Annotated in this window: 8 protein-coding genes and 2 pseudogenes; 1 reads left to right on the top strand and 9 read right to left on the bottom strand. The window is 43.6% G+C overall.

Translation table 11 applies throughout. From position 1 onward, the window contains the following. The coding region (locus AB3329_RS07015; protein ID WP_368395094.1) for a hypothetical protein at positions 1–225 on the top strand (225 nt) is incomplete at its 5' end. A gap of 865 nt (positions 226–1,090) precedes the next feature. On the opposite strand, the pseudogene AB3329_RS07010 reads toward AB3329_RS07015, so the two are convergent. From AB3329_RS07010 to AB3329_RS06975, 9 genes and pseudogenes are all read right to left on the bottom strand, one after another. Continuing rightward, positions 1,091–2,104 (bottom strand): annotated as a pseudogene (locus tag AB3329_RS07010) (dihydrolipoamide acetyltransferase); the annotation flags it as partial. Between the two features lie 122 nt (positions 2,105–2,226). Beyond that, a pseudogene (locus tag AB3329_RS11655) lies at positions 2,227–2,476 on the bottom strand (biotin/lipoyl-containing protein); the annotation flags it as partial. A gap of 35 nt (positions 2,477–2,511) precedes the next feature. Next, complete coding sequence (locus tag AB3329_RS07005) at positions 2,512–3,510, bottom strand: alpha-ketoacid dehydrogenase subunit beta (RefSeq protein WP_368395092.1); 999 nt, start codon at positions 3,508–3,510, stop codon at positions 2,512–2,514. 152 nt (positions 3,511–3,662) lie between these two features. Then, a complete protein-coding gene (locus AB3329_RS07000; protein ID WP_368395091.1) occupies positions 3,663–4,631 on the bottom strand; it encodes a thiamine pyrophosphate-dependent dehydrogenase E1 component subunit alpha in 969 nt (322 codons plus the stop codon). Positions 4,632–5,298: 667 nt separating this feature from the next. Continuing rightward, positions 5,299–7,203 carry an ABC-F family ATP-binding cassette domain-containing protein gene (locus AB3329_RS06995; RefSeq protein ID WP_368395090.1) on the bottom strand — a complete coding sequence of 635 codons (1,905 nt, stop codon included), beginning with the start codon at positions 7,201–7,203 and terminating at the stop codon, positions 5,299–5,301. Positions 7,204–7,407: 204 nt separating this feature from the next. Next, the gene (locus AB3329_RS06990) at positions 7,408–8,124 is read right to left on the bottom strand and encodes a M57 family metalloprotease (protein ID WP_368395089.1); all 717 of its coding nucleotides are present in this window, start codon (positions 8,122–8,124) and stop codon (positions 7,408–7,410) included. 217 nt (positions 8,125–8,341) lie between these two features. After that, a complete protein-coding gene (locus tag AB3329_RS06985; protein WP_368395088.1) occupies positions 8,342–8,845 on the bottom strand; it encodes a DUF1307 domain-containing protein in 504 nt (167 codons plus the stop codon). A gap of 631 nt (positions 8,846–9,476) precedes the next feature. Beyond that, the gene (locus AB3329_RS06980) at positions 9,477–10,268 is read right to left on the bottom strand and encodes an alpha/beta hydrolase (RefSeq protein WP_368395087.1); all 792 of its coding nucleotides are present in this window, start codon (positions 10,266–10,268) and stop codon (positions 9,477–9,479) included. Positions 10,269–10,344: 76 nt separating this feature from the next. Then, positions 10,345–12,003, bottom strand: coding sequence for a ribonuclease J (locus AB3329_RS06975; protein ID WP_368395086.1), 1,659 nt, complete (start codon positions 12,001–12,003; stop codon positions 10,345–10,347). Between the last annotated feature and the right edge of the window lie 149 nt (positions 12,004–12,152).

The following is a 12,152-nucleotide window of genomic DNA, read 5'->3' as shown; positions in this document are numbered from 1 at the left end:
AAGATACAAAGCCCGTTAAAAGAGCAAAGCAAAAATGGCGGTAAGCCAGAAATCTGTGATTTCGTCGGCGCACCCCTGCCAGAACGACTAGAAAGGTGCGGTCGACTGTTAAGGCGACAAAGCTTTCAGACGTTTACGGCTAACGGTAAGTCCGAAATCTTCGATTTCGTCGGCGCACCTCTGCCAGAACGACTAGAAGGCTGCGGTCGGCCACTAGGACGATAATGCCTTCAGACGTCTACGGCTGGCGGTAACTAGGTAACGATACAGATTTCCAGTCCCCTCACTTTCCCCTTTCTAGGTTCGGGCTGACATCATCCACTGGATGATGTCACTGCACAGCTCTTAGGGCGTGTTCAATTAATAAGATACAAAGCTCGTTAAGAAATCCGTATGAAAATAGGGACAGACGAGCGATGACTCGCATCGCGACGGATGTCATCTTTTTCACTAGGATTTTAGGGCGTGTTCAGTTCACACAAAGATACAAAGCCCGTTAAAAGAGCAAAGCAAAAATGGCGGTAAGCCAGAAATCTGTGATTTCGTCGGCGCACCCCTGCCAGAACGACTAGAAAGGTGCGGTCGACTGTTAAGGCGACAAAGCTTTCAGACGTTTACGGCTAACGGTAAGTCCGAAATCTTCGATTTCGTCGGCGCACCTCTGCCAGAACGACTAGAAGGCTGCGGTCGGCCACTAGGACGATAATGCCTTCAGACGTCTACGGCTGGCGGTAACTAGGTAACGATACAGATTTCCAGTCCCCTCACTTTCCCCTTTCTAGGTTCGGGCTGACATCATCCACTGGATGATGTCACTGCACAGCTCTTAGGGCGTGTTCAATTAATAAGATACAAAGCTCGTTAAGAAATCCGTATGAAAATAGGGACAGACGAGCGATGACTCGCATCGCGACGGATGTCATCTTTTTCACTAGGATTTTAGGGCGTGTTCAGTTCACACAAAGATACAAAGCCCGTGAAAAGAGCAAAGCAAAAATAGGAGACTGGACGAAGAGCCCTCAAAGGCTCTAGGACAGGCTATCTTTTTTGCACAGCTCTTAGGGCGTGTTCAGTTCAATAATTGACTAAATTAAATCAATAATTCCATTGGGTTTTCTAATAAATTTTTGAGATCCACCATAAATTTGGCACCATTCATACCATCGACCAGACGGTGGTCAATGGTCAGGCTCAGTCCCATAATCGGCCGGACAGCCATCTGGCCGTCTAGAACAACTGGGGTCTGAACCGTTGCCGATACACCAAGAATAGCCGAATTGGGCTGATTGATGATCGGATTAAATGATTTTGTCCCAAACATTCCCAAATTAGTAATAGAGAAGGTTGATCCGGACATTTCAGCCGCTTTGAGTTTCCCTGACTGGGCTTTTTTGATGACCTTTTTTGAGGCCACAACAAAGTCTGACAAACTCATTTTATCTGCACCATGGACAACAGGAACAATAAGCCCGTCATCTAAACCAACAGCAATACCAAGATTAACAAATTGATGCAGTTCGATTTCCTGTGCATCGTTGATTAAGGAAGCATTCATATAGCGGTGTTCAGGCTTCATCAAGGTTTTAACAGTCGCCATACCGATCAGATCGGTGAAAGTAACCTTAAAGCCTGTTTTGTTCATTATCGGCTCAAGTATCTGTTTGCGCAGTGCCATGAGATTAGTCATGTCAATATCATAATTGAGCGTAAAGGTCGGAGCAGTTAGGTAAGAATGCGTCATACCTTTAGAAATCGCCTTGCGCATGGCAGACATTTTGATAATTTCAACGCCTTCTGGAAGCTCTGCTTCTTTTTTCTCAACCGCTTTGACCGGAGCTTCTTCTTTCTGCTCAGCTGACAGAAGGGCTAAAATATCGTCTTTTACAATTTTACCATTAACGCCGCTTCCTTTAATAGTGTCAAGTGCGACGCCCCTGTCTAAAGCGATTCTGCGAGCAAGTGGAGTTGCTTTAGGCTGGGCTGATTTAAAGTTTTCAACATCTTCCTTATGAATACGGCCCTTAGCGCCGGTTCCCGGAACCAATTCAAGCGCCAGACCGAGCGTTTCGGCAGCTTTACGTGCAGCCGGTGTCGCACGGACACTGTTCTCATTGCTGTGAGGCTCTGGAGCAGCCGGAGCTGGGTTGTCAGGTTCTTTAGCTGCAGTTGTCAGACCATCTTCTGCCGCCTGTTCTCTTTGAGCAGGGGTAGAATCCGTTTCAGTCTCTACCGTTTCGCCTTCAGCTCCAATATAGCCGATAACTTCTGTAACCGGAACAACCTCACCTGCTTTGCGGGTTATCTTTAACAGCACACCCGATTCTTCAGCTTCCAGTTCCATGTTTGTTTTATCTGACATGATTTCAAGAAGAATATCGCCTTCACTGACGGCATCACCTTCCTGCTTTTTCCATTCAATGATTTCGCCTTCTTGCATGTCAACGCCTAGTTTAGGCATTATAATTTCGACAGCCATTTGCATTTCCTTTCATGTGATTTGCTTTTTAAAGCCTAATTCCCTTTGTTTATCATCTTATAGATAGCAGCTTTAATTTTAGCAACATCCGGCAGAATGCCTTGCTCAAGCACACGTGCATATGGTACCGGCACATCCTCTGAAGCCAAGCGTACAATTGGATAATCAAGGTAGTCAAAGGCTTCGCTTTCTGTTACCATCGCTGCAATTTCACCAATAAAGCCGCCGGTTTTATAAGCATCGTTGACAAGCATAAGTTTGCCGGTTTTCTTGACAGAATTAATAATCAATTCTTTATCAAGCGGGATTAGCGTACGCGGATCAACGACTTCAACTTTGATGCCTTCTGCAGCAACTTCTTCAGCTGCTTGAAGCACTCGCTCAAGCATACGTCCGTAAGAGACAATCGTCAAATCGGTCCCTTCACGCTTAATCTCTCCTTTTCCAAGAGGAATATAGAAATCCGGATCTTGACTGACTTCTTCTTTTTTACCATAAAGTGCCTTAGGCTCCATAAAAATAACAATATTGTTGTCTTGAATAGAAGATTTTAACAGACCCTTAGCGTCATTGGCATTCCCCGGAGCGACCACCTTAATGCCCGGAATATGTGTCAGCCAAGCTTCCAAAGACTGAGAATGCTGAGCTGCAGATCCAATGCCCGATCCGGAAGCAACACGGAAGGTCACCGGTGTTTTTAAACCGCCGCCAAACATATAGTTATTCTTAGCGCCATTATTGACAATGGCATCAAGCGCGATTGTAATGAAATCCATAAAAGTCACATCCACAATCGGACGCAGACCGGTAATAGCTGACCCGATGGCACTGCCTGCAATAGCTGCTTCCGAAATCGGCGTATCCTTCACGCGTTTTTCACCAAATTCAGCCAGCATGCCGACAGATGTTCCGAAGTCACCTCCGTAAACACCGACATCTTCTCCCATTAAATAAATACTGTTGTCTTTCCGCATTTCCTCGCTCATTGCAAGATTGACCGCCTCACGCAAGGCCATTAGTTTTGTTTCTGTCATAGTTGATTTTCTCCGAAATAAATGATTTTTAAATAGTGATTTATGTAGCTTTATTTTGCCTATTTCGCCAAAGAGGGAAATGGTCTCTAGTGCCGAGCCTTAAAGGGCATCGGCTATTATTATCAGCCTTAACAAGATGGCAGCAGCACTCTTTAATCGACCCAGACATCCTCAAAGGCTACCGATAAATCGGGATCCGGACTGTTTTGCGCAAACTCATAAGCATCATCAATTTCTTTGACAACTTGCTCACGGATAGCATCTAATTCTTTAGCATCGGCTATGTTTTCTGAGGTTAAATAATCCCGGTATTTAAGGATTGGATCTTTAGCTTTCCATGTATCGACTTCTTCTTTAGTACGGTATTTACCTGCATCCGCTGTAGAATGTCCAAACCAACGGTAGGACTCAACCTCAACAATTGCCGGCCCCTTGCCGCTCCGAACATAATCAACAGCTTTGCCCATCGTTTCATAGACAGCAATAACATCATTGCCGTCTTCACAGTAGAATCCAGGAATACCGTAAGCTTCAGCCCGTGTATAAAGATGAGGTGTATTGGTAGCTTTAGTGATATCCATAGAGATACCGTACCGGTTGTTGATAATGAAAAAGATTACCGGCAGTTTCCACACTGCTGCCATATTGACAGACTCATGGAATGACCCTTCATTAGTCGCTCCGTCACCCGAGAAAGCAACAACAATATTGTCAGTTCCTTTATACTGCTGGGTCAAAGCTGCCCCGACAGCCATAGCATAGCCGCCGCCAACAATACCATTGGTACCGTAATTCCCCTTGGCAAAATCTGCCAAATGCATCGACCCGCCGCGTCCTTTGGAAACGCCAGTAACTTTACCAGCCAGTTCCGCCATCATGCCATTTAAATCCATATCTTTAGCGATTGACTGGCCGTGTCCGCGATGATTGGAAAAAATAATGTCCTCATAGCTCAAATGGGCAACAGCCCCGACATTGGCTGCCTCTTCACCCACTGAAAAATGGGTCATCCCCTGAACAAAGCCGCGTCTTACTAATTTATTGATACGCATATCAAATTCACGGATGCGCTCCATTTTTAAATACATCTCCAGATGCTGTTCTTTTGACAGAGTTACCATATTGTCCTCCAAAAATCTTTTTTACTCTTACATTCTAGGATATTTTTTCACAAAGTGCAACTAATTGAACCGCTTTCTAACTGCCTTATAACAGTCTTTTTCTTTTATATAAAATATTTTTTTCACAAACTTTTTGAGCCGGCATTCCCTAACAGAATCGAACAGGCCCAGTGCTAGAGAGCCATATAAACTAAGGTCTCGTATCACTCCTTACCAGCCGTAGATGTCTGGGGGTGGGACAGAACTTTTGTCAAGGATAAAAAAAGTTCTGTCCCACCCCCGTAAAGCCTAGTAGGCATTTTAAATCCTTGAAAAAGCAGCTTAAATTCACTAGGCTACTGCGTCCTGAAAAAGCTAGAATCGATTTAAAACTTAAAGCTTTGTCGCCTTAACAGTCGACCGCACCTTTCTAGTCGTTCTGGCAGGGGGGCGCCTACGAAATCAAAGATTTCTGGCTTACCGTCTTTTTGTTTTGCTTTTTAACGGCTTTTGTATTAAAAAAAAGAAGGAAAGTCGCTTTCCTTCTAATCATTTTATCTGGCTATTGTAGTTTGTTATAAAATCTGTTATACAGCAGGCCTTGTCTTGCCTAAAACAAAACAGCGATACAACTTCTGCAGGCAAAACTGCCAAGTCGTCTAATGCGTTTTGATAAAAGTTTTTGACACTATTCTTCGGCCTGCTCGCTTAGCAGTGTCCATTCTTCAATCAGCTGCTCCTCTTCTTTGCCGATTTCTTCCAGTTTTTCCTGCAAGTCTGCCAGCTCATCCGCTTCATTTGTGGCAGCCATTTGAGTCTGAACGGCTTGGCCTGCCGCCGCCAAACTATCCAGCTGTTGTTCAAGGTCACTGATGCGCCTTTTTATCCTGCGCTGTTCTTTTTGACTGGCTTTCTGTTTTTGATAATCCACAGAGGCGGATGATTCAGAGCTCTTGTCAGAAGCATCTCTTGGTTCTTTTTGTGATTCTGATTCTGCCTTTTTGCTGAGATAATAATCATAGTCCCCCAAATAAAGTCGGGAGCCTGCCGCAGAAATTTCTAAAACTTTAGTGGCCACACGATTAATAAAATAGCGATCATGGCTGACAAAGATTAAAGTTCCCTCAAAATCAATAAGAGCATTTTCCAAAACCTCTTTGCTGTCAATGTCTAAATGATTGGTCGGCTCATCGAGAAGGAGAAAATTATTATTTTCCATAGACAATTTAGCTAAAAGCAAGCGTGCGCGTTCACCGCCTGAAAGCATGGCTACTGATTTTTTGACATCCTCACCTGAGAAAAGAAAGGCTCCCAAACGGTTTCTGATTTCCAGTTCAGAACTGGTCGGGAAAGCTTGCCAGAGCTCCTCAAGGACTGTATTTGTTTTTGTTAAATGCGACTGGTTTTGATCATAGTAGCCTGTGCTGACATTCGCTCCGTAACGGGCTCCTCCCTTTAGAAAAGGAATCTCGCCTGCAATAGATTTGATAAAGGTGGACTTCCCGATACCATTTGGTCCGACAACTGCAATGGCATCAAGCTTGCGGACTTCCAAATTAAGCGGCTGGGATAAAACCTTGCCGCTATAGCCAATAGTCGCATCACTTACAGTTAAAACAACATTTCCCGAGGCCTTATCTGCCCGAAAGGTCATATTAGCTGATTTTTGAGCAGATTGAGGCTTTTCCAGAGTTTGCATTTTTTCTAATTGCTTCCGTCTGGCTTGGGCACGTTTGGTCGTAGAAGCACGTACGATATTGCGCTGAACAAAATCTTCTAACTTAGCAATCGTTTGAGACTGTTTTTCATAACGTTTCGTCTCAGCGGCCAGCCTTTCAGCTTTCAAATCAACGAACCTAGAATAATTGCCTGCATAACGATCCAGCGAATGGCGTGTCAGATCCAGTGTTGTAGTTGCCACTTTATCCAAAAAGTAACGGTCATGACTGACGATAAGCAGAGCCCCTGGATAAGTGCTCAGATAATTTTCTAGCCAGGCGATTGTTTCAACGTCCAGATGATTGGTCGGCTCATCCAAAACCAGTAACTCAGGCTTTTCCAGAAGCATTTTAGCTAAAGCCAAACGTGTATTTTGACCGCCGGACAAGTCAGAAATCTTCATCTCCCACATTGAAGCATCAAATTTAAAACCGTTAAGAACCGTTTTAATATCAGCTTCATAAGTAAAACCGCCCTGGGAACGGAAATCTTCTGTCAGCTGGTCATAATCAGCCATCAGCTTTTCTAAATCACTGCCGGACAGCTCTTCCATTTTAGTTTCCATGGTGCGCAGCAGCTGCTCTGATTCCCGTAAACCTGCAAAAACCTGCAGCATTTCTTCAAAAATTGTTTTCTCAGATTCAAAACGGCTGTCCTGGGCCAAATAGGAAACCGATAAATCTCGCTTTCGGCTGATTTCCCCGCTGGTCGGTTCTTCCTCACCGACCAGCATTTTAAGCAAGGTTGTTTTTCCAACACCGTTGCGGCCAACCAAGGCTAAACGATCCCGTTCAGCAATCTGAATAGTGATATTATCAAAGAGCAGCTCACCAGAAAATGAGCGCTCCAGCTTATTCCCTTGTAAAATAATCATATCTTTATTTTATCAAAACTTCCATATTTAACAAGGTACAGAGACCATATGCCAATGATATCTAGTCACACAAGAAATTAAATTTTCCGCAATATTCCATTCACCATTCATTGTTTAGTGCAAACTGGTACAGAATTTGGGCTGTATTTTTAGAAAGCAAAAAAGCCAGACTTCCATTTGGAAATCCGACTCGTACAGCGGCACTTAGTCAGCATACAATTGCTGTACAGCTGAAATATCAGCTTCCTGAATACCGTAGTAAGAACCCGATGACTGCATAACCGATGTTTCACTGTCATCGTGAGCCAAACCGATAGCATGACCCAGTTCATGCTCAGCAGTATGGATAATCCGGTCCAGAGTGTAGCCGTAACTATCATTTAATAGGTAATAAGTATTTAACTTCACATCAACATGGCTAATCTGATTCGTCACCGCATTGATTTCTGTTTCAGCAAGTCCGGCCGCCTGGCTGCTGCTGTCTGAATAATCTGTAGCAATAATATCAGCTTCCTCCGGATTTGTTACAATGGTAAAAGTGAAAGCTCCTGTAGCATTCCAATTGGCAATCGCTGTCTCATAAGCATTTATTAGTGTTGGTACTTCTGTGTCTATGTAGACTGTGGCTGAATTTTGCACCCAGCGGGCACCGCTGTAGTAGGTGAAATCCTCTGTTGACAAATTAGCCAGCTTATTCTGAAGACCATCGCTCTTCGTATCAGCGAAAAATGCTGCGACATTGTCCATCATACCTGAGAAACTCTGAGCTAAGTCAGACCCACTGTGGTTGGCATAATAGGCTAGGGCAAACAGGATAATGGCAATGACAAGGGCTGTTTTAACAATCCCCCAGAAGAGATGCCAAATAATCCGGAAAATCAGTCTGGGAATAAATAAAATCATTCTAAAAAGGTTTTTCATGACCCATCCTCGCTTCTTCATTGAAGATCAAAACTCCTAAAACCTTAGAACTTTAGTATAACAGGCAAAGAGTCAAAAAGCAAGCCAAAATCATACTGTTACAAAGCTGTAAACAGAAGCAGCAACAACTGTTGATTATCCCAAAAAACGGAGCCCTTTCGGCTGTGCTGAATTTTTTGAAATGAAAAACCGAGAAACAGTTCTCGGCTCTTATCGGTTATTGATTTTGTAATTCTTGAAACTTATTATCTGTTACTTTTTCAAAGCCTGCATTTTTTAAGTTTTCTTCGGTTTGCTTAATACTAAGATAATCTGCCTGTTTTAAGTCAGGATTCTCATCGGCATCCGCTAACTGACTGAGATCAACCTTTGCATAGTCAAGAACCATTGTCATGGTGGCTTTTGTATCACTGTAATCAAAAGAAAGATCAACACCGTCTAGATTCTTATAAGCTCGGTAAATATCATTCTCAAAAAGATCTTTAGCCTCGTCTTTACCTGCTACTTCCATTCCCTGATAAGTGACTGTATAAACTGTAACCTGTTTAATCATTTCATCGCTTCCCTCTTTAAAATAGAGTGTTTCCCGCGAATCATCATTATCACTGATTCTTTGATAAGACACCGATTCAGTTTGCTTGCTTCCGCAGGCCGTCAAGGTAAAGACAGCCAAAAGAGAAAGAGCCAGACCTAAAAACAAGTATAATCTTTTTTTCATCATAAAACCTCACACAAGATACAAAGCCCGTTTAAAAATCCGTATGAAAATAGGGGATGGCAAGTGATGCCAGCATCACGATGACAGCCATCTTTTTCACTAGGATTTTAGGGCGTGTTCAATTACACAAGATACAAAGCCCGTTTAAAAATCCGTATGAAAATAGGGGATGGCAAGTGATGCCAGCATCACGATGACAGCCATCTTTTTCACTAGGATTTTAGGGCGTGTTCAATTACACAAGATACAAAGCCCGTTTAAAAATCCGTATGAAAATAGGGGATGGCAAGTGATGCCAGCATCACGATGACAGCCATCTTTTTCACTAGGATTTTAGGGCGTGTTCAATTACACAAGATACAAAGCCCGTTTAAAAATCCGTATGAAAATAGGGGATGGCAAATGATGCTGGCATCACGATGACAGCCATCTTTTTCACTAGGATTTTAGGGCGTGTTCAATTACACAAGATACAAAGGGCGTCGAAAGGCAAAGCTTTCAGACATCTGGGGATTCCTAAGCAATTGTACTAAGTACGCGTATCTTTTATTCTAAACTTCATCATACGTTATTTAGGTTGCTTTGTAAAGCGCTTCCTTCATTTTGTTATAAAAAAGTTACCTAATGGTAACTTTTAAATCAGTCTTTCTTCTTTCACATAATCAATAGGAAGCCACTCAAAAAGCTTATCCAGCTGCAGATTCCAGTAATACCACTCATGCTTGCCGTGACTGGTATGATAATCGATATCCAGACCGAGTGCTGTCAGTTCTTTCACCGCGATTTCATTGGACTGGTAAAGGTAGTCTTCATAACCGCACCAGGCATAAAATTTTGTTTTTTTATCTGACTTTTCAGCTACATGCGTCAAAAGGTGCTGAGCCGTTTTTTCTGATTTCAAATCACCAAAAATCCCTTCCCAGTAGGCCTTTTTCTCTCCTGTGTTTTCAGCAATTTCCTGCCCGTCCAGGCCTAATCCCAAAGCTCCGGAAAAGGAAGCGGCATAAGAAAAGTTATCTGTAGCCAGAGCGATTTTATAGGCACCATAGCCTCCCATGGAAAGACCGGCAATAAACGTTTTTTCCCGCTTCTTGCTCATATAAGGAAAGAAACGCTGCAAGACCTGCGGAAGTTCAACAGCAATAGCTGTAAAGTAAGACATCCCGTAGGCTGTGTCGGTATACCAGCCTAAATCAGTCGACGGCATCACAACAATTAAATTGGTATGCCGCAGGAGGCGTTCGATATTGGTTCGCTTCTGCCAAGAATTCTCATTGCCCCCCATACCATGCAGCAAATACAGTACCGGTATATCTGTATCTTTTGCTTCAGTTTCAGAGAGTTCAGCAGCATCGGGATAAATCACATTGACCTGCCGCTCCATGCCTAAAGCCTGAGAATGGTATTCAATTTGCAAAAAAGCCATCGTTATTTCCTTTCTTCACTGCAGTTTCAAGAAAGGCCCGGAACATGATTCCAAGCCTTGAGATGATGTTAAACTGTCAGCGGACTTCCATAACAACTGGAAGAATCGCCGGCCGGCGTTTGGTCTGTTCAAACAGGAAGCGGCCGACTTCATCGCGGACAATACCTTTAAGTTCGCCCCAGTCAAAGTTGTCTTTTGCTAAATAGTCAGCAACTGCTCCATTGACCAGCTCCGCGCTTTCACGCAGAATATCCCGGCTTTTCTTGATATAAACAAAACCTCGCGTATTGACTTTGGCTCTGGAGACAATTTTCTTTTCCTTTTTATTGACCGTGATAGCAACAATGAAGATACCGTCTTCAGAGAGAACCTTGCGGTCACGCAGGACAATATTGCCGACATCGCCGATGGCATTGCCATCAATCATGACATCACCGGCTGCTACCCCGCCTTCATGCAGGAAACCTTGGTCGCCAAGCATCATAATGTCCCCTCGCTTCATAATATAAATGTTTTCAGGGAACATGCCGATTTCTTCTGCTAATTCAGCATGGGCGGCCAAATCACGGTATTCTCCCTGAATCGGAAACAGATAGCGAGGTTTAAGCAGGTTCATCAGCAGCTGCAAATCGCGGGCATTGGCATGGCCGGAAACATGGAGACTTTGGGTGATCAATTTGACCGACCCGCCGGCCTTGTAAATCAAATTTTCAACACGGGCTACAACGGCTTCTTTAGCAACACTTGGTGTGGTGACAATATAAACCAGATCACCTTCTTTTATCTGTACATAGCGGTGGCGGCCGACAGCCATTTTTTCCAGACTGTTGATAGGCTCACCCATTCGTCCGGCTTCCAGCACAATCAGCTCATGGTCAGCAAACTTACCGATATCTTTAGGTTTGACAATCAGCTTTTCATCAGCAATGCGCAGCTTTTTCAGCCGGATGGCGGTCCGCACAATATTCTCAGCATCAAAGCCAGTCAAAACCACACGGCGGCCGTGGTCAGCAGCCGAATCGAAAACTTGCTGAATCCGCACAAGATTGGAGGCTACTGCAGCAACAATAACTCGGCCATCAGCATCTGATATAACACTGTCAATTTCCTTGCCGACTTCCGACTCGCTGGCTGTCTGAACCCTGCTGCCGGCATTAGCCGAATCAGCAAGGAGAGCCAGCACGCCTTCACTGCCGATTTCAGACAGGCGCCCTAAATCCGTTTTATAGGCTGCTCTGGCTGCCTGGTCAAATTTAAAATCACCGGTATAAACAATGTTTCCCTGGTCAGTACCGACAACAACACCCAGACTTTCCGGAATAGAGTGGGTCGTTTTGAAAAAAGAAACAACCGCATCACCGAATTCGATTTCTGTGTTGCTGTCCACCACATGAAAATTATGGAATTTTTTCGGTCCGTTATTTTTGACAAACAGTTTAGCCAGTTCAATTGTCAGCTCTGATCCAAAGACAGGTGCCTTCACTTCGGAAATCAAATAAGGCAGAGCACCGATCGCATCCGCATGCCCATGTGTCAGAAAAATTCCCTGCACGCGCCGCTTATTTTCAATTAAGTAGTCCAGATTAGGAACAACGAAGTCAACCCCAAGCTGCTCATTTTCGGGATATTTAAGCCCCGTATCAAGCACAAAAATAGAGTCATTCACTTCTGCTATGTAGAAGTTTTTCCCGTTTTCACGGACACCGCCCAAGGCGATAATTTTTATATCACTCATGATACTCCTTTAATTCTTTATTTGTTATCAATTCATTATTTTTAATTATAGTAGCCAATCTTTTATAGTATACCATATTTTCTTATTTTTTTCCGGGATAAAGTTGGATAAGCTGGACACCCTTACTACAGCTGCAGCAAAATAAAAAG

This window comes from Streptococcus huangxiaojuni, assembly GCF_040930515.1.
Taxonomy (GTDB): Bacteria; Bacillota; Bacilli; order Lactobacillales; family Streptococcaceae; genus Streptococcus; species Streptococcus huangxiaojuni.
The sequence above is the reverse complement of the archived record's forward strand: the minus strand, read 5'-3'. Positions and strand labels throughout refer to the sequence as shown.

What these genes read in the sequence shown, in the direction of transcription:
- AB3329_RS07000 (WP_368395091.1), bottom strand. Translation starts at nt 4,631, where the DNA reads ATGGTAACTCTGTCAAAAGAACAGCATCTGGAGATGTATTTAAAAATG.
- AB3329_RS06980 (WP_368395087.1), bottom strand. Translation starts at nt 10,268, where the DNA reads ATGGCTTTTTTGCAAATTGAATACCATTCTCAGGCTTTAGGCATGGAG.
- AB3329_RS07005 (WP_368395092.1), bottom strand. Translation starts at nt 3,510, where the DNA reads ATGACAGAAACAAAACTAATGGCCTTGCGTGAGGCGGTCAATCTTGCA.
- AB3329_RS06995 (WP_368395090.1), bottom strand. Translation starts at nt 7,203, where the DNA reads ATGATTATTTTACAAGGGAATAAGCTGGAGCGCTCATTTTCTGGTGAG.
- AB3329_RS06985 (WP_368395088.1), bottom strand. Translation starts at nt 8,845, where the DNA reads ATGATGAAAAAAAGATTATACTTGTTTTTAGGTCTGGCTCTTTCTCTT.
- AB3329_RS06975 (WP_368395086.1), bottom strand. Translation starts at nt 12,003, where the DNA reads ATGAGTGATATAAAAATTATCGCCTTGGGCGGTGTCCGTGAAAACGGG.
- AB3329_RS06990 (WP_368395089.1), bottom strand. Translation starts at nt 8,124, where the DNA reads ATGAAAAACCTTTTTAGAATGATTTTATTTATTCCCAGACTGATTTTC.